We start from the raw sequence: 17600 nt of genomic DNA on the forward strand, positions 1-17600 counted from the left end.
TCATCATTGAATAACCGCCAGATTCCCTTTGTTCTCAAGCCATTCCTTGCGATCGCCGGCGCGCTTTTTATTCAGCAACATATCCATCAGTTCCTGGGTATGAGCGTCATCATCGACGGTAAGCTGAACCAGGCGTCGGGTATTGGGATCCATGGTGGTTTCGCGCAATTGCAACGGGTTCATCTCGCCCAAGCCCTTAAAGCGCTGGACATTGACTTTACCGCGTTTGTTTTCCGCTTCAATGCGGTCCAGAATGCCCTGCTTCTCGCCTTCATCCAGGGCGTAATACACTTCTTTGCCCACATCAATGCGAAACAGTGGCGGCATCGCCACATACACATGCCCGTGCTCCACCAATGCGCGGAAATGACGAATAAACAAGGCACATAGCAAGGTCGCAATATGCAGACCGTCTGAGTCGGCATCAGCCAGAATGCAAACTTTGCCATAGCGCAGACCGGATAGATCACTGGAGTCTGGGTCTATCCCCAGTGCCACAGAGATATCATGGATTTCCTGCGAGCCCAGCACCTGACTGGACTCCACTTCCCAGGTATTAAGAATCTTTCCACGCAGCGGCATCACCGCCTGAAACTCCCGGTCACGGGCTTGTTTGGCACTGCCACCAGCCGAATCCCCTTCCACCAGAAACAGCTCACTGCGACTGTTGTCCTGACTGGAGCAATCGGTTAGCTTGCCGGGCAAAGCCGGACCTTGAGTGACCTTTTTACGTTCAACTTTTTTAACCTGACGCAAACGACGCTGGGCATTACTGATGCACATGTCTGCCAGTTGTTCAGCAATATCGGTGTGCTGGTTCAGCCACAGACTAAAGGCATCCTTAACCACACCGGAAACAAAAGCAGCAGCCTGGCGGGATGACAAACGCTCTTTAGTCTGGCCTGCAAACTGCGGATCCTGCATTTTGGTCGACAGGATATAACTGCACCTGTCCCAGATATCTTCCGGGGTCAGCTTGACGCCCCGCGGCATCAGGTTGCGGAATTCACAAAACTCGCGCATAGATTCCAGCAGGCCCTGACGCAAACCATTCACGTGGGTGCCGCCCTGGGCGGTGGGGATCAGGTTTACATAGCTTTCGGTTAACAGCTCCCCGCCTTCGGGCAACCAGATCACCGCCCAGTCAGCGGCCTCGTGATTGCCGGAAAAACTGCCCACAAAAGGGTTGTCGCTGGGAATACTGATGCTCTCGCCCACCGATTGGAACAAATAATCACGCAGGCCATCCTCATAGTGCCATTCATGACTTTGATTGCTGGTTTTATCTTCGAAGCGAATACGCAGCCCCGGACAGAGTACCGCTTTAGCGCGCAGAACATGTAACAGCTTGGATACCGAAAACTTTGGCGAATCAAAATATTGGCTGTCAGGCCAAAAACGCACCCGGGTGCCGGTATTGCGTTTGCCACAGGTATCCACCACCTGCAGCTCTTCCACCTTGTCACCATTGGCAAAGGCCATCTGATAGACCTGACCGTCACGGCGAATGGTTACCTCAACCCGGTTAGACAGCGCATTTACCACGGAAATACCCACGCCGTGCAAACCGCCGGAAAACTGGTAATTTTTATTGGAAAACTTACCGCCTGCATGCAGCTTGGTCATAATCAGTTCTACGCCGCTGATGCCATGCTCGGGGTGAATATCCACCGGCATGCCACGACCATCGTCAATCACTTCAAGTGACTGATCTTCAAATAAGGTGACCTTAATACTGCTGGCATGCCCCGCCAGGGCTTCGTCCACGCTGTTATCAATGACTTCCTGACTCAGGTGATTGGGCCGGGTTGTGTCGGTATACATGCCCGGACGGCGTTTTACCGGGTCCAGTCCACTTAAGACCTCTATGGCTTCTGCGTTATAGCTTTGATTTGACATGCAATTTCTACAGGTTGGAGGTTGATTCAGGCCGTTCCGGGGCATAGGAAAGCGGCGACTGGTTTGATGTTATCAACTCAATGTCAGCGGAGCAATTCCAGCATCAGGCACAGTACATACCGCCTTGTCATTAAACAGAAAATCCACAATCTGCGGCAAATAACGCTCAAAGCCATCAAACGCGTGACTGCCGTTGGCTTCGATGCTCAAGCGCCCATGCTGATACAACTGTTCTGCCCAGCGATAATCCAGGGTTTCATCCCCCTGTTGCAGCAATACCCAGAAGGCGTCAGGCTGCTTAATGCCTTGTACGGCCAGTGCCTGCAACTGCTTCACATGCTGGCCATCCAGGGTAAACTTTTCCTGCGTGTAAGGATTTTGGTGCTGTCCTAATAAACCGCTTAGCAGTATATGTGGGTTAACGGCAGGGTTGATCAGTACCGCGCGACCACCAAATTCATTGACCAGATGGGTAGCCAGAAATCCGCCCATTGAGCTGCCGATAAAGGCCAGCTCCGCATCTTTATACTGGCTGGCCAGCGCTCTGACCTGAGCCAGTGCCTGTTCAGGGAAATTGGCCAGTTGCGGGCATTCCATACGAATATGCCTGGCATACGTGGCCATATAATCTGCGACCAGTGACGCCTTATGGGATTGTGGCGAACTTAAAAATCCGTGCAGGTAGATCAGCACCTTTTCCGTCATAGTGTTTTCCTAAATATCGCTGTCTAATGACAACCTGGCTACCCGGCTGTGTATGTCACCATTGTCGCCCAGATCAATAATACGCAGTCCCGGCCGTTCATCGGCCAGGGCAAATTCCGGCTGCATAGCCCATTGCCAGCAACTGGAGGGGCAGGCGGCAATAGTGGCGCTGGCATATTGCCAGGTTTTATCGGTGTGAATATGGCCATGCAACACCAGGCGAATCGATGGATTGCGCTCCAGCAACTTAAGAAATGCCTCGCGGTTGACCCAGGCGTGCTTATCCATCCAACTATCAGACGCTAAGGGGTGATGATGCACCGCCACCAGATGATAAGGTTTTGTCGATGCATTGATACGCTGTTGCAGGTCAGCAAGCTGCGCCGCGCTGACCTGGCCTAAGGTGCCACGGTATTGGCTGTCCAAACCATGCAATTGCCAGTTTCCCATATCCACAGAGCTAGCCAGACAACCCATATTGTCGGCAAACATAGTCTGCATCAGGGCACTGTCATCGTGATTGCCGGGAATCAGATGCCAGGGTATCCCCTGGCAATACTGGTTGATTAATGCCTGCAAGTGCTGGTAGCTGTGCGGCGACAAGTCATTACTGATATCGCCGCTGAACAGCAAGGCATCCGCTGTGAACTGAGTCGCCAACTTAAGAACTTCAACCAGACTATACCAGGGCCGGATACCGCCGTAACTGGCTCTATCTGGTTCAGCAAACAGATGACAATCGCTGATTTGCACCAGCCGAAAGGATTTCATATTGCCTGTAATCAACCTTGTTGGATGGATGAAGGGGACAGGTTACGCAGGCAGAATCCCAGCCATTCCGATAGAAAATGGTTCACCAGTTCCTTTTCGTTGCGCTGATGCATCAGGCTGTTTGGATAGGGGTAGCTGGGCTTAAATCTGCCCATTTGCTGAAAACCCATCACTTCTGCCATTCTGGCATCATGATATAAGCGGATTTGCATAACCGGTTGCATATAAGCTGGCAACCCTTCATTTAACTGACGCATTTCCAAGGTAGTTGTATAAGGTTCACAAAGCTGAATCACGATGCGGTAACTAAGCCCTTTACCCACGGCAAAACAATACTCCAACTTCTGCTGATCCAAATCCGGCAGCAACCTGAGTAAACGGCCATAATTCGCCTCGCAAACTGCGTGCAGACTGGCCAGTTTTGGCACATGTTTTTTCAGGGTTCTTACTTCACTCACACCATTGCTCGATCAGTTTGTTCTTGTTCAGGGCAAACCACTGCAGAGATATCAGAGTTGCCGCGTTATCTATCTGGCCATTATCCATCATGGTCAGGGCCTGGGCAGAAGGCATTCTGTGTACCCGAATATCTTCGCCCTCTTCAGCCAATCCGTGCACGCCCTGGGCCTGTTCGGCCCGACACTCGCCGATAAACAGATAAAGGCGTTCGGTCGTGCCACCCGGACTGGACAGATAACTGAGCATGGGATGCAAACGGCCAATCTGCAACCCGGCTTCTTCCATTGCTTCACGCTGACAAACCTGTTCGGGGCTCTCACCCTCGTCAATAATGCCGGCAACACATTCAAACAACCAGGGATTAGCAGAGGTGGCCATGGCACCCGCCCGGAATTGTTCTATTAATACCACCTCATCGGTGACCGGATCATAGGGCAGCACGGCCACGGCATGGCCACGCTCAAAAATTTCCCGGTGCAGTATCTGACTCCAGCCGCCAGCGAACAGTTTATGCCGGAAACTGTACCTGAGCATGGTGAAAAAACCCTTGTACAGAGGCTGCTTGTCCAACATTTGTACCTTGTCGTCGCAACTGACTCCGAAGTCTTTCAATTCCTGCTCCTAATTCTGGTAGATTAACGGCGGGAGCCTAGCATAGCCAAATCGAAGCTGAATTGTCAGTCTGGATTTAGTTAATTCCGGACCTGGATTTGCTGAATAAATATTCTGTTACACTTGGACACTCAGTGTTACCCTTAAAAGGTTACAGTTAGCGCTTGATTTACTTAGACTTTGCAGCCACTAATCAGAATTGTGATCGTGCAAATCATTTCTTAGGAACACTCATGAAGAAATCCCTGCTGTCTTTGCTTGTGGGTTTTAGCCTGACCTCGCAAGCTTTCGCTGACGACCTGTTCCAGGTGTATCAGCAAGCATTACAAAAAGATCCAGTTATTCTGGCAGCCCAGGCTCGTAAGGAGGCCGCTAACTCCGCGGTAGGTATTAGTCGCGCCAGTTTGTTGCCACAAATCGATTTATCCCTGAATGCAGGTATGGAACGTTGGGATGCCGACGGTGAAAGCAATAGCGGCACCCTGACCCTGCGCCAGTCCATTTATGACCACAGCTACTGGAAAAGCCTGGACAGGGCAGAGCTGTCAGCAACACAGGCCAATGCTACCTATGCGCAAGCCCAGCAGGCCCTGATTGTGCGCGTTGCCAGCGCTTATTTCCAGGTGCTGCAAGCCCTTGACGATCTGGAACTGGCGCAGGCAGAAAAACGTGCCATTGAAAGACAACTGGAGCAAACCAAACAACGTCATGCGGTAGGCTTAACCGCCATTACTGACGTACATGAATCACAGTCCCTGTTTGACAACGCGGTGGCAAAAGAGATTTCTGCACGTAATACGGTTGAAATCAGCCGAGAAGTGTTACGCGAAATAACCGGTGCGTACCATGCCGACATAAATGTGCTGAATACCGACAGTTTCAGTACTGCTCCGCCAACTCCTGCAATTGTAGAGGATTGGCTGAAGATTGCTGATGAGCGCAGTCTGGAGCTAACCGTAGCCAAGCTCGGCGTGGATATTGCCAAGCAGGATATTGAAATAGCCAAATCCGGTCATTTGCCATCGGTGGGATTAACCGCGTCAGCGACCTCAAGTGACACAGATAAGATCAGCAGCCGCAATAATACGGCGTCTATTGGCATTGGTATTGATATTCCAATTTATTCCGGTGGCAGAGTCAGCTCGCAAACGGAACAGGCCAGACATCAGTTTGTTGCCAGCAGCGAAGAGCGCGAGCAGGTGTACCGCAAAGTTGTGCGGGATGTACGCTCAAACTTCTATGATGTGTCTGCCTATATTTCCCGTATCAAAGCTCTGGAACAGGCCGTGGTCTCGGCCGAAAGCGCCCTGAAAGCCACAGAAGCCGGTTTTGAAGTGGGTACTCGTACCATTGTTGACGTGTTAAACAGTACCAGTAACCTGTACAACGCCCGCCGTAACCTGTCGATTGCCCGTTATGAGTACATCGTAGCGAACCTGGAGCTGAAACAGGCCGCTGGCACCTTATCTGAACAGGATGTAATGGATATTAACCGTGGCCTGAAGGTCGCCGGAAAATCCTGATTTAACTGATATTTCTGACCAAGCCCCGATTCAGGGGCTTTTTTATTTCTGAAGTTTTTCTGATCTTCTCCTTGTTAGCCCGGTGGTCAAGCGCCGACCCAAAAAGTGTGTAATTTTTCCACAAAAACAGCATTGACAACGCTGTCATTCGATGAATAGGATGTTATAAATTTACAAAACAAAGGCACCAACATGAACAAAAGTCAGCAAGGGTTACCGCTTTACCTCAGTGTGGTGTTGCTTGTGACGGCCTGCTCGCAAGAACAGAGGCAAACATCTCATTCCACAGATCCAGTCACCAAACAAGTGATGTTTGACGATTTTGCTTATCCAGACCTGGCTGCCTTCTATGCTAACGGTTGGAAGAGCCGGGATGAAACCGGCCACCCTGGCATTAAAGGTGCAGCCTGGTCCGACGAGGGCATCAGTTTTCATCAGGCGCCAACCGGCGCGGAATATGGCATTCTACGCATGGCATCACAAACGGCCGGACAAGGAGAGAATACCCGCCACACACAGATTTGCCATGCGCGAAAATACCTGCAGGGTACCTATGCGGCCAGAGTATTTTTCCGCGACGAACCCACTTTCGGCCCCGATGGTGACGAGGTTATTCAAACCTTCTATGCCATCAGCCCAATAGAAGCGCCGATGGATCCTGATTACAGCGAAACCGACTTTGAATACCTGCCCAACGGTGGTTGGGGACATAATCATGACCCGGCCATGTGGACCACCACCTGGGAAACCTTTCAGTTAGAGCCATGGACACCGGTTAACGAAAACACCCGTCAGGGCGGCAGCTACGCAGGCTGGCATACTTTACTTCTGCAAGTAGAAGAAGATGCGGTGCGTTACTACGTGGATGGGCAGCTGTTCAGTACCCATTCCGCAGCCGTGGCCCCGGAAGTACATATGTCGATGAACTTCAACCTGTGGTTTATGCCTAAAGGCGCGGATGGCTCACAGGGGCCGCTGGAGTCAACCGAATTGCGTGAATATCAACAGGACATTGACTGGGTTTACCATAGCGCTGGCGAACTGTTAAGTCAGGATGACGTTGAGCAGCGTGTTGCGGCACTGCGTGCCAACCAGCAATATTTTATCGATACCGTCGCGGAGCAATCCCCTGCTTTACCCTCTCCCTGTGGCCTTTAACGCTTGTTGAAGGAGTGCGGATACGAACTGCTTGTGTCGTATCCGCTTTTTTCTTCTCACCCCAAGTCAATTGGTATTCCAGACAAGCTGGTGTATAACTGAGCCCAATAAAGTGTTGTAGGCAGGTTTCCCCATTTATGAAAGGTAAGGCCACATCGTTTGATATAGCTCATTTGGCCGGCGTATCTCAATCCACCGTCTCAAGAGCCCTGCGCAATAGTCCGTTGGTTAACCAGGAAACACGCGACAAGGTCAAGGCCATCGCCCGTGAACTGAATTATAAAGTGGATAAAAATGCCAGCAGCTTAAGACAAAAAAGTAGCAAGACCCTGGCCCTGTTGTTGTTTGAAGATCCCACCTCAGACGACTCCATGATCAATCCATTTTTTTTATCCATGCTGGGCAGTATTACCCGCGCGTCGGCTCAGGAAGGTTACGATTTGCTGGTGTCCTTTCAGCAATTAAGTGATGACTGGCATGCAGATTATGAAGATACCAACAAAGCCGACGGTATTATCCTGCTGGGTTATGGCGATTATATGGATTACCAGGACAAGTTGGCCAAGCTGGAACAGCAGCAAACTCACTTCGTGCTGTGGGGCGCAGTGGATAAGGAACACCCTGGCATCTCCATAGCCTGCGACAACTTTCAGGGTGGCTACAAAATCACGCAGCACCTGATTCAAAAAGGACGCAAACATTTTGCCTTTGTCGGCGGCGCCGACAGCCACTGCCCGGAGTTTTTTGAACGATACCGGGGTATGTGCCACGCCCTTTCACAGGCCGGGGCGAAACAGCTTCCATTGCAAATGGATGCCATTACCACCGAAGACTCAGGCTACCGGGCGGCCATCCAATTGTTGGACACTGGCCACAAGATTGATGCCATTGTCTGTGCCAGCGATCTGATTGCCATAGGTGTAATGCGTGCTCTGCATGACAAAGGCTTAGCCATTCCAGGCCAGGTGGCCGTGGTAGGCTATGACAACATTCTGGCGGCCAGTTTTACCAATCCGCCACTGACAACAGTACATCAGAACACTAAACTGGCCGGTGAAATGCTGGTCAAAGCCCTGGTCAGTCTGATTAAAGGCGAACGCCAGGAGCCGAAGTTGTTGCCGGCTGAATTAGTCATACGACAAAGTTGTGGCGCAATCAAAGCCAGCTAATTCAATGTTGCAGTGCCAACTGGCCGGCCATAGCAAGGGTAAATCCAATGACCGCGCCCAGTGGTGGCGCCCAGTGTTTACGCAGATGGGATTGAGGTGCGATATCCTGAAACAGCAGATACAAAATCCCCCCGGAAGCAAACAGCATGATGCCGCCCAGCAACTGGGGCATATCCGCTAACCATACATAACCGACAAGGGCCGCCAGCGGGCCGAGCAGCGACAAGCACAACATAAACAACAACACTTGTGCAGGCCTGCGATTGGTAAGGCCAACCATTTCCCTGAAACCATTAAACCCTTCAGGAATATTTTGCGTAGCAATTAACAGCGCCAGCAACCAGGCTTCATTGCTGCCAAGTGCCAGTAATCCGCCCAATGCCAGGGCTTCGGGAATAAAATCCAGCAACATGCCCGTGAGCTGCGGCGCTTCACGTCTGCGCAACCCAAGCAATCTTTCGAAACAGAAAAAGCAGCCGCCCCCTGCGACAAAGATGCTGATGGCCCACAAGCTATGGTTTAGCTGAGTCAGGCCTTCAGGGATCAGAACCAGAGCCACGGCCCCCAATAACACGCCGCCGCCCAGTGCAATCACAAAATGGCGAAACTCCCGCTGTAGCCACTGCGCACGAAAGCGGCCCAGGGTCGCCAACCAGCCACCAGCCGGAATCCCCAGGCCAGCCAGCAAGGCCAATAATATCGCCAGGTTAAATTCTGTCATTGACGATATGAGATATATTCACACTGTCGTCAGCAGTAGATTCTGCCCCGGCAACATAACGTCCGTGCATACGCAAACTGAGTTCCTGTAGAAATTTGCTGCGGTTAGCCGGTGAAATCAGCAAAAGGCCTTGATGGGACTCAATGGCCAGACGACGCAATGACAAAGCAGGTGATGGCATTGACGCGTTACTGGCCTGAACCCGCTGTATGTCTTTATATGACAAAACAACCCTGGCAAGTCCGCACCGCACTTCTAATTGCGATTCGCCCAGCAGGTAATAACAAGGCCAGATAAACACCAGGGTAAGAACGATGTGAAACAGTGCCAGTACCACGGCTGCGATACCAACCAGAGGGCTGTCTGTAACAAACCAACAACCTACTGCAATTAACAGGGTTGGGAAAAACAGCAATACAGGCAGCAGGCCCTTGTCCAGACGAGAGGTGTAGCGGGAGTTTTTCAAGCTCAATGCAAATATTTCCACCCAGTAAAAACACGGGCCTCAACCATCAATGATGGTGGTGGCCACCCTCGCCATGCGCATGACCATGCTCAATTTCATCGGCCGTGGCTTCGCGTACATCTACTACTTCCAGATCAAATGCCAAGGTCTTACCAGCCAGCGGATGGTTAAGATCTACCGTGGCCATAAACTTGCCCACTTTCTTGATTTTGACTTGTCGTGCACCATGCTCGGTCTGTACCAGCGCTAACATGCCCGGCGCCCACTTGTCTGCACCTGACAAATGTTTCAGCGAAACCCGTTGTTCTGCACCGTCCTGATATTCGCCATAGGCATCTTTGGCTTCAAGGGTAACAGACAGCTTATCGCCCGCACTCTTACCAATCAGAGCTTGTTCCAGGGCTGGCATAATATTGTTGTGGCCATGCAGGTAAGCAACCGGATGTTCTTCTTCACGGCTGCTATCAACTACTTCACCATCCAACTCTTTCACATCATAGTGAAACTGAACCACTGCGTTATCGGCAATTTGCATTTTTAATTCTCAGTTAACGATTTGGGGCGGCAAAATATCACAGGTCTGAGCAGCAATGCCACCAAGGCATACGACCTTTGTGCACAGATTCCGATTAACGTCAGCGAAGGCAGACTGACAGCCAATATCACTTTCGCCCTGCCCATCCCTGCACTAAAGTAGCATGCAAGACCTTGTGTTGAAATAAGGAACGTTCTTGAACCCGGTTTACCTTATCCATGATGAGACACTTGACCCTGAAACGCTGATATCCGGCGTGGAAGCAAATGTTCAACCCTTGTTATTCGGCCAGACAGAATTACCGCCGCAAGGGGCCAGGGTTATTCTTTATCTCAATGATGAAAGCATAAAACTGCTTTGGAATAATGCCAGTGAAAATCAATGGCAATTGGGCATATTACCCCATCCACAGAGTAAACATGCCAGTCGCGCATTCTGCCCGGCTAATGTGAAACTTACCGACTGCTTCACCAAGTTACTGGAGGCAGAATGCCAAAGCCTGGATACCTTGTCCTGTAATGGCACCCCGGTATTCTCTAATATTATCGTCGGAGAATTACTGGTCTTTAATTTAAAAGACACGTCTCACGCCTTGTCCCGCTGGCATGCGCTTATCAATATGGTGCGCAAATTCAGGCAACTGCAGTTACATAGCTATGAACTGGTGACCGCCACCGACCAACGTATCAGTCTGGCACTATTGGGCATGATGGTGTTGGAGCAAGGTCGCCGGCCCTGGATGGGGCGGGGACTGGCTGAAATACTCGACCCGGGCGACCGACGACTGTCCCTGGTAGCGGTGGCCCCGCGCAGTGTGATGGCCTTTATCGCCCTGATTTTGCGTTTCCTGTTTCAGGGTCGTATTAATCCCCGCAACCTGCCCGACAGTATCGGCCTGATCAAAACCCGCCGTCTGACATTGAGCGCTGCGGAAGGGATAAATTATCAGCTGGATGGTCTGGCCATGGGCGCTAAAGAGCTGGTTTGTGAGGTGCAGGAGAAACATATCCAGTTGATCAGTCCGCAACTGAAGGAAAAGACCAGCACTTCCGATATTCGTAAAGATCAGCTCAAGATGGCCCAACTACCTTGTGGTAGCGCGGTAGCGGAGCTGGCCGACAAGCCGATTCCGTTGTTTCACCACGCCTCAGAAGACGAGTTTCGCGAGCTGTTTCGCAGTCTGAGAGAAAACGCCATCGCCAGTCCGGCCTTTAACGTCTTGATGGTGCTCAGTGTACTGCTGGCGGTAACCGGTCTGTTCGCCGATTCTGCACCGGTCATTATCGGCGCGATGATCCTGGCCCCTTTGATGGCACCGATTATTTCCCTGGCCATGGGCCTGGCCAGAGCCGACAGTGGCTTGTTGCAAAATGCGATTAAAACCCTGTCTGGTGGCATTGTACTGGCCCTGTTTTGTGCCGTGTTGGTAACCTGGCTGATGCCGCTTTCCACCCTCACTTCAGAAATGCGGGCCCGCCTGACCCCCACATTATTGGACCTGGGTGTTGCGGTTATTTCCGGTATTGCCGGTGCCTATGCCAATGCCAAGGAAGAAGTGGCCAAGAGCCTGGCAGGTGTTGCCATTGCCGTGGCATTGGTGCCACCGCTATCGGTAGTGGGAATTGGTCTGGGGTGGGGCGATCTGGCGATGGCCGGTGGCGCCATGCTGCTGTTTACCACTAACCTGGTGGGTATTGCTCTGGCAGCGGCCTTAACCTTTCTGGTGCTGGGTTTTGCGCCTTTTCATCTGGCCCGTAAAGGCGTCAGCATTACCTTGCTGTCGCTGGCCATTATCAGCATCCCACTGTTTTTGTCCTTTCAGAAACTGGTGGAAAAAAACCGTTTGATCAGGGCCTTGCCACAGGGTCAGGTCTCCATACTGGATCACCAGGCAGAACTGAGTATTCAGGAGGTGATCCGCGGTGAACCAACGCTGATATCAGTTAAGTTAGTCAGCAGTGAACAGTTGGGGACGGCACATGTTGAAGCCCTGAAGCAAAGTATCACTCAGCGTCTTGGTCAGGATATCGAGCTGGAGGCAGAAATTCGCCTCAAAAGGTAGTCAGTGATGAACAGCTTACAACTTATCGCCGCATTGATGCCGGTGTTATCGGTGTTCCTGCTGTTGGTGGTATTGCGTTTGCCCGCTACCAAAGCCATGCCATTCAGCCTGCTGATATGCGCTGTGGCAAGTTTTGGTCTGTGGCGAATGTCGCCCACTTATATGCTGGCTGCCACATTGGAAGGCATATGGTTGGCATTTTCCATCTTGTGGATATTGCTGGGTGCGCTGTTGTTACTGAATACCCTGCGTGAAACCGGTGCATTGGATGTGATCCGTCAGGGCTTTGTGCGGCTATCCCCAGATCCCAGGGTGCAACTACTTTTAATTGCCTGGTTATTCGGCAGTTTTCTGGAAGGGGCGGCCGGATTTGGCACCCCAGCTGCCATTTGCGCCCCTTTACTGGTGGCCGTAGGGTTTCCGCCATTAGCGGCCGTGGTGCTAGCGCTGGTAGCCGATTCAAGTGCGGTATCCTTTGGCGCCATCGGCACGCCGGTGGTGGTTGGCCTGCAACAAGGGCTGCAAGCAACAGATGAGCAAGTGCTGCAAATTGCCCTGCAAGCGATTGGCATCGATATTCTGGTGGCCTCTGTTTTGCCACTGCTGATGTGCGTGATGCTAACCTGTTTCTTTTCCGCTCGCGCCAGTTTGAAAGCCGCATTGGTCATGGCCCCGTTTGCGCTGATTTGCGGGCTGGCTTTTACCCTGCCGGCTTATCTGGTGGCCTGGTTACTGGGTCCGGAGTTTCCGTCCCTGATAGGCGCAATGGTGGGATTGCTGCTGGCAACGATGTTGATCAGAAAAGGTTGGTTACAGCCTAAAGTCCTCTGGCAAATCAGTGACCAGCCTCAGACATCAGTTCCTTCCGCTCAGACCCGGGTAAGTCTGATACGTGCCTGGCTACCTTACCTTATTGCTACCAGCCTGCTGGTATTGAGCCGTATCAATGCGTTGCCATTTAAAGCCTATCTGCAGGCACTTGACCTGAATTGGACAGGAATACTGGGCACTGAACTGTCGGTAAGTTTCCAGCCGCTATACTTGCCCGGTGGTTTAATGATGCTCGCCACCTTTTTAAGTCTGCGATTTCTACGTGCCGACCAAGGCATGCTTCAGCGGGCGTGGACTGCCAGCCTGCTCAGCTTGAAAGGGGCGGTGATTTCCCTGGGGACGGCTGTGCCGATGGTCAGGTTATTTATTCATTCGGGGCAAAATCAAGCCGGACTGCAAAGTATGCCCCTGGAGCTGGCCAATTTAGCCGCCACTCACCTGGCAGACCACTGGCTGATCATTGCGCCCTTTATTGGCGCACTGGGTTCCTTTATCGCCGGCTCTGCAACCTTCTCTAATCTGATGTTTGCCTCGATGCAGCAAGCTACTGCCGGGCTAGCGGGGTTGAATCACAACCTGGTGCTGGCGTTGCAGATGCTTGGAGCCAATGCCGGCAATATGATCTGCGTAGTTAATGTGGTGGCGGCAGCCAGTGTGGTGAAACTGGCAGGTCAGGAAGGACGGGTGATCAGCTTCACGCTGTTTCCCATGTTGTACTATTGCCTGGCTGCGGCCTTTGTCGCTACCTGGCTGGTTTAGATCTTTGCCATCGCCAATAAGTGCGACCGCCATGGACATACAAAAGCCCGGAAATCCGGGCTTTTTTAATTCATTAATGCAATCAGTCGATACGGGCGATCAGTTCCTGCCCGATAGGGTTGTCCAGATAGCCGTTATTCTGTGCCCAGTCTTTCAGGGCCATGCCATCTTTCTCCACCGTGGTCAGATCGCTTCTGCCCATTTTCTTAATCATATAGGTGCCGGTTTCCACCGCGCCGTTTTCCATGGCATAACGAATCAGGCTATTGCCACCACAGCTGATCCCTGAGTAATAATCGCCCAAACGTAAGCGAAAATCGTCCTGCACATTTTTAAGCTTTTTACGCAGCTCCGACTTATCGTCGTTTTTTACAATAGTGCAGATATTAGCCAATGCTTCATTAATGTCTGCAAAGCTGGCGGGTGAAAAGGTAAACGCTGATACCGCACCCAACAGAATAAAAGTTGATTTTTTCATGATGTTGCCTCTCTTTTGTGTCTTGACGTAAACAGGCTAACAAATGAGCAATCGTCAATTACAGACCCTGATCTGGTACGTAAGTATAAGATTAAATACCTTTAAGGCACTCAGGTATAAAAGCCAGAGCGCTATAGCTCAGAAAACACGCGGCCTGGAGCGATTTTCCCAGGCCGAAGAAAGAGCCCAGAAATTTCTACTTTTCTGGATAATTTTTATAAAAATCAACGATGGGCGGTTAAAATACGCAGCTTCTCAAGCAAGTCAGCGCCCTCGATTTGCCCTTGCCGCAGCCAGATTCTGACGCTGTGGGCCGGCACTTCGTCATCTAATACTCCATCGGCAGGCAGATCGCGACTTTGTTGGCTGAACTGCTCCTGCCATAACCCTGATTGCATATACCGGCTGACGCTGAATCTGGCCGGTTTGTCACCTTTATTCAGCAGTACCAATGCAGTTTGCGCCTGGCCCTGATACTGCAATACCCGGTAAAATGCGGCCTGATCGCCGCCAAAGTCCAGATTTACCTGCAATCCGCGCTGCAATGCAGGCAAACTTTTACGTACGTTTGCCACTTGCTTTAGGTGCTGGTGAATTACATGTGTCTTGGCCAGTTCAATATTGTCCTGCCCGTAATAGTTGCGGTTGCCCTGATGCTCCACCGTGCCGCGCATATAGCCCATTTCTGAGCCCATATACACCACCGGAATGCCGCGGCTGGTAAACAGCCAGTTATGGGCATCAATAAATCCCGCATCGCTGGCGTTCATACGCGCCATATCATGGTTGTCATAGAATATGGTCAGCTCATAGGGATTCTGGTAGGGCCCATGGGTCAGATGCAGATAGTCGAGTAAATCTGCATAGTCACTGCCAGGGGTGGAGAAGGTTTTGCTCATGGCCTGCTGGCCAGGGAAATCCAATACGCTGATGCCGCCGTTTTTATCCAACTGGTGCTGCGCAATAAAATTGGCGTTGTAGTCATAGCTTTCGCCAAACATAAACAGTCCGGGATGCCTGGCGCGAATACGATCGCTGAATTGCTTCCAGAAGTGATGCGGTACATGCTTGATGGTATCAATACGCAGCGCTGCTGCACCTTGCTCTAACCAGTAGTCATAAGCTTCAACAAAGTAATCCACTACCGCCGGATTCTGATCATTCAGATTGGATAATTGCAGAATGTCCCGCTCGGTATGAAAGAACTGGTGCAAGGGATTGTCCGGGTTCAGTTGCTCGGGCGGCAGGTTCTGGTGATCGGCCAGCAACGTGCCGTCGCGGCCATAAATTTCGCCAAATTTTGGCTGATCAACCGGCATGTCGAATGACGGCGAACCATGGTTGGTAACAATATCCAGAATGGTTTTAATGCCAAAATTATCACGCAACTGTGCGGTTAATTCTGCATACCCCAGACCCGACGAAGGATAATGCTCGTCTACCTGAAAAAAGTTTACCCCCCAATAGCCGTGATAGCCTGTTTTACCGCCGTCTTTAAATGCCCCACCAAAGGTAATAGGCTCACCACCGGCAAAGGCTTCATCGGGGTTGTCGACGATGGGTGTCATCCAGATGGCGGTAAAACCCATGTCGCGGATAAAAGCGGCGTTGTTCAGTACGCCGCGAAAATCACCGCCCATATAGCCCACATTGGCGACCTGGCCATCCGGCCCAATTAGCGGCAGATTAAAGGTCGGATGTGCACCGCCCTGATCTTCATGATTGTTAGACGGGTCGCCATCAACAAAGCGGTCAGTCATCAGAAAGTACACTGACTCTGCAGCAAACGGATGGCGGGTACCGACAAATTCCTCAATGTTTGCTGATCTGGGTACTTGGTTGGCACAACCGCTGAAGACCAGTAATGCCAGCATTGTCATCGCGGTGGACTTCATACCGACGGCTCCTGCTGATAATCAGGCTCTTTAACACGCAGTACCAACAGCCCCGCTAACAACATGCTACAGCCACCCACCACCAGCGCATACACCGGCTGGTTGTCGAAAATACGGGTCACCAAGAAGCCGAGAATACTGGCGGCCAGAATCTGTGGCAGAACAATAAAGTAGTTAAATATGCCCATAAATACGCCCATTTTCCCGGCCGGCAGACTATTAGACAAAATGGCATAAGGCACAGCCAGAATAGATGCCCAGGCAAACCCTACCCCAATCATCGGCAGCACCAGCCAATCAGGATCGGTGATAAACAAAAAGGAGATAAAACCAAGCCCGCCAAGAAACAGGTTTACCATGTGGGCCATGCGCAGGTTGGTGAGTTTTACCAAAATGGGGATCAGCATAGCGGCAAATATGGTGGTGCCATTGTAGGTAGCATTTAAGACGCCAACCCAGTCAGCCCCTTGATTATATAGCAGGCTGGTTGGGTCACTGGTGCCAAAATGGTGTGATGTCACTGCCGCTGTCATATAGGTCCACATGGCAAAGAGCGGAAACCAGGAAAAAAACTGCACAAAAGCCAGTTGTTTCATGGCGGTGGGCATGGCAAACAGATCGTTCATCACCACGGAAAAACCATTGCTGTGTCGCCCTGTACTTGCCAGCCATCCGGCGACTAGCTGACAAACACCAAACACGGCACAGCCTCCCGCCAGGATCAGCAGATTTTTATCCAGCTGCTCGATGTTGCCCTGAATCAGCGCCCAGAGTACCAACCCGGCAACCAGCCAAATCCCGCCTTGCAGATAGCTGCGACTGGCGGTTCTGACCACCTGTGGCAACGCCTCATAACTCTGCCCTTCGGCCGCTTTGTCTGCGGCTTCAAATGCCTTCAGTTGCTCGGGACTGTATTCCTTGGTGGTATATACCGTCCAAAGCACTGCCAGCAGAAAAATCAAACCGCCGGCATAGAAAGAAAAACGCACCGAATCGGGGATGACACCAGCCGCAGCGGTATTGCTGATACCCAACCAGTTATTCATAACCCAGGGTAATGCCGACGCCACCACCGCACCAACACCAATAAAGAAGCTTTGCATGGCATACCCCATACCACGCTGATGCTTGGGTAACATATCACCAACAAAGGCCCGGGTGGGCTCCATGGCAATGTTTATAGACGCATCCATAATCCACAGCATGCCCGCAGCCATCCACAACACAGGTGAATGGGGCATAACAAACAGCGCGAAACTGGCAAGCAGTGCGCCCAGCACAAAGTAAGGGCGACGGCGGCCAAAGCGGGTCCAGGTGTTGTCACTCAGATAGCCAATAATGGGCTGCACAATTAAGCCTGTCACCGGTGCTGCCACCCACAAAATAGCCAGATTGTTATAATCGGCGCCCAGGGTTTCAAAAATGCGGCTGACGTTGGAATTTTGCAGGGCAAAGCCAAACTGGATGCCTAAGAAGCCGAAACACATGTTCCAGATTTGCCAGAAACTCAGATTGGGTTTAGCGTTGGGAATGACATGGGTTGGTGTGGGCCCGGCA

At 51.5% G+C, this 17600-nt stretch carries 16 protein-coding genes; 5 read left to right on the forward strand and 11 right to left on the reverse strand.

What is annotated here, in order from left to right:
- Positions 1 to 3: 3 nt before the first annotated feature.
- From parE to nudF, 5 genes are all read right to left on the reverse strand, one after another.
- Complete coding sequence (gene parE / locus CSR04_RS16495) at positions 4 to 1899, reverse strand: DNA topoisomerase IV subunit B (RefSeq protein ID WP_102797417.1); 1896 nt, start codon at positions 1897 to 1899, stop codon at positions 4 to 6.
- Between the two features lie 72 nt (positions 1900 to 1971).
- Entirely contained in the window at positions 1972 to 2604 is a 633-nt protein-coding gene (locus CSR04_RS16500; RefSeq protein WP_102797418.1) for a YqiA/YcfP family alpha/beta fold hydrolase, read from the reverse strand.
- Positions 2605 to 2613: 9 nt separating this feature from the next.
- Positions 2614 to 3375, reverse strand: a complete 762-nt coding sequence (locus CSR04_RS16505) for a metallophosphoesterase family protein (RefSeq protein WP_102797419.1) — start codon at positions 3373 to 3375, stop codon at positions 2614 to 2616.
- Between the two features lie 11 nt (positions 3376 to 3386).
- Positions 3387 to 3833: a DUF1249 domain-containing protein gene (locus CSR04_RS16510; protein ID WP_245921690.1), complete on the reverse strand. Its 447-nt coding sequence runs from the start codon at positions 3831 to 3833 to the stop codon at positions 3387 to 3389.
- Positions 3826 to 4407, reverse strand: a complete 582-nt coding sequence (gene nudF, locus CSR04_RS16515; RefSeq protein WP_102797536.1) for an ADP-ribose diphosphatase — start codon at positions 4405 to 4407, stop codon at positions 3826 to 3828. Before nudF ends, CSR04_RS16510 begins: the two co-directional genes overlap by 8 nt.
- A gap of 272 nt (positions 4408 to 4679) precedes the next feature.
- On the opposite strand from nudF, the gene tolC reads away from it, so the two are divergent.
- The 3 genes from tolC (at position 4680) to CSR04_RS16530 (ending at position 8296) form a co-directional block, all read left to right on the forward strand.
- The gene (gene tolC, locus CSR04_RS16520; protein WP_102797420.1) at positions 4680 to 5969 is read left to right on the forward strand and encodes an outer membrane channel protein TolC; all 1290 of its coding nucleotides are present in this window, start codon (positions 4680 to 4682) and stop codon (positions 5967 to 5969) included.
- 192 nt (positions 5970 to 6161) lie between these two features.
- Complete coding sequence (locus CSR04_RS16525) at positions 6162 to 7127, forward strand: glycoside hydrolase family 16 protein (RefSeq protein ID WP_102797421.1); 966 nt, start codon at positions 6162 to 6164, stop codon at positions 7125 to 7127.
- Between the two features lie 137 nt (positions 7128 to 7264).
- Entirely contained in the window at positions 7265 to 8296 is a 1032-nt protein-coding gene (locus CSR04_RS16530) for a LacI family DNA-binding transcriptional regulator (RefSeq protein ID WP_102797422.1), read from the forward strand.
- A 1-nt stretch (position 8297) separates the two neighbouring features.
- Here the strand turns inward: CSR04_RS16530 and CSR04_RS16535 are convergent, their stop codons facing one another.
- The 3 genes from CSR04_RS16535 to CSR04_RS16545 are packed head-to-tail and all read right to left on the reverse strand — an operon-like array spanning position 8298 to position 10018.
- Positions 8298 to 9017 carry a ZIP family metal transporter gene (locus tag CSR04_RS16535; RefSeq protein ID WP_102797423.1) on the reverse strand — a complete coding sequence of 240 codons (720 nt, stop codon included), beginning with the start codon at positions 9015 to 9017 and terminating at the stop codon, positions 8298 to 8300.
- Complete coding sequence (locus CSR04_RS16540) at positions 9004 to 9489, reverse strand: PH domain-containing protein (RefSeq protein WP_172449396.1); 486 nt, start codon at positions 9487 to 9489, stop codon at positions 9004 to 9006. Before CSR04_RS16540 ends, CSR04_RS16535 begins: the two co-directional genes overlap by 14 nt.
- 40 nt (positions 9490 to 9529) lie before the next feature.
- Complete coding sequence (locus CSR04_RS16545; RefSeq protein ID WP_102797425.1) at positions 9530 to 10018, reverse strand: FKBP-type peptidyl-prolyl cis-trans isomerase; 489 nt, start codon at positions 10016 to 10018, stop codon at positions 9530 to 9532.
- A gap of 196 nt (positions 10019 to 10214) precedes the next feature.
- On the opposite strand from CSR04_RS16545, the gene CSR04_RS16550 reads away from it, so the two are divergent.
- Both CSR04_RS16550 and CSR04_RS16555 read left to right on the forward strand, forming a co-directional pair.
- Positions 10215 to 12080: a TIGR00341 family protein gene (locus CSR04_RS16550; RefSeq protein ID WP_102797426.1), complete on the forward strand. Its 1866-nt coding sequence runs from the start codon at positions 10215 to 10217 to the stop codon at positions 12078 to 12080.
- Between the two features lie 6 nt (positions 12081 to 12086).
- Positions 12087 to 13670: an L-lactate permease gene (locus CSR04_RS16555; RefSeq protein WP_102797427.1), complete on the forward strand. Its 1584-nt coding sequence runs from the start codon at positions 12087 to 12089 to the stop codon at positions 13668 to 13670.
- A gap of 82 nt (positions 13671 to 13752) precedes the next feature.
- Here CSR04_RS16555 and CSR04_RS16560 read toward each other — a convergent pair whose 3' ends face one another.
- From CSR04_RS16560 to CSR04_RS16570, 3 genes are all read right to left on the reverse strand, one after another.
- Positions 13753 to 14148, reverse strand: coding sequence for a DUF3718 domain-containing protein (locus CSR04_RS16560; RefSeq protein WP_102797428.1), 396 nt, complete (start codon positions 14146 to 14148; stop codon positions 13753 to 13755).
- Positions 14149 to 14372: 224 nt separating this feature from the next.
- Positions 14373 to 16043 carry an alpha-amylase family glycosyl hydrolase gene (locus CSR04_RS16565; protein WP_102797429.1) on the reverse strand — a complete coding sequence of 557 codons (1671 nt, stop codon included), beginning with the start codon at positions 16041 to 16043 and terminating at the stop codon, positions 14373 to 14375.
- Entirely contained in the window at positions 16040 to 17530 is a 1491-nt protein-coding gene (locus CSR04_RS16570) for an MFS transporter (protein ID WP_245921706.1), read from the reverse strand. Before CSR04_RS16570 ends, CSR04_RS16565 begins: the two co-directional genes overlap by 4 nt.
- Positions 17531 to 17600: the final 70 nt, after the last annotated feature.

Origin of the sequence: Bowmanella denitrificans (assembly GCF_002887595.1) — a bacterium.
GTDB lineage: Bacteria > Pseudomonadota > Gammaproteobacteria > Enterobacterales > Alteromonadaceae > Bowmanella > Bowmanella denitrificans.

What these genes read in the sequence shown, in the direction of transcription:
- nudF (WP_102797536.1), bottom strand. Translation starts at nt 4,407, where the DNA reads ATGTTGGACAAGCAGCCTCTGTACAAGGGTTTTTTCACCATGCTCAGG.
- CSR04_RS16555 (WP_102797427.1), top strand. Translation starts at nt 12,087, where the DNA reads ATGAACAGCTTACAACTTATCGCCGCATTGATGCCGGTGTTATCGGTG.
- CSR04_RS16570 (WP_245921706.1), bottom strand. Translation starts at nt 17,530, where the DNA reads ATGTGTTTCGGCTTCTTAGGCATCCAGTTTGGCTTTGCCCTGCAAAAT.
- CSR04_RS16545 (WP_102797425.1), bottom strand. Translation starts at nt 10,018, where the DNA reads ATGCAAATTGCCGATAACGCAGTGGTTCAGTTTCACTATGATGTGAAA.
- CSR04_RS16525 (WP_102797421.1), top strand. Translation starts at nt 6,162, where the DNA reads ATGAACAAAAGTCAGCAAGGGTTACCGCTTTACCTCAGTGTGGTGTTG.
- CSR04_RS16530 (WP_102797422.1), top strand. Translation starts at nt 7,265, where the DNA reads ATGAAAGGTAAGGCCACATCGTTTGATATAGCTCATTTGGCCGGCGTA.
- CSR04_RS16535 (WP_102797423.1), bottom strand. Translation starts at nt 9,017, where the DNA reads ATGACAGAATTTAACCTGGCGATATTATTGGCCTTGCTGGCTGGCCTG.
- parE (WP_102797417.1), bottom strand. Translation starts at nt 1,899, where the DNA reads ATGTCAAATCAAAGCTATAACGCAGAAGCCATAGAGGTCTTAAGTGGA.
- CSR04_RS16505 (WP_102797419.1), bottom strand. Translation starts at nt 3,375, where the DNA reads ATGAAATCCTTTCGGCTGGTGCAAATCAGCGATTGTCATCTGTTTGCT.
- tolC (WP_102797420.1), top strand. Translation starts at nt 4,680, where the DNA reads ATGAAGAAATCCCTGCTGTCTTTGCTTGTGGGTTTTAGCCTGACCTCG.
- CSR04_RS16560 (WP_102797428.1), bottom strand. Translation starts at nt 14,148, where the DNA reads ATGAAAAAATCAACTTTTATTCTGTTGGGTGCGGTATCAGCGTTTACC.
- CSR04_RS16565 (WP_102797429.1), bottom strand. Translation starts at nt 16,043, where the DNA reads ATGAAGTCCACCGCGATGACAATGCTGGCATTACTGGTCTTCAGCGGT.
- CSR04_RS16500 (WP_102797418.1), bottom strand. Translation starts at nt 2,604, where the DNA reads ATGACGGAAAAGGTGCTGATCTACCTGCACGGATTTTTAAGTTCGCCA.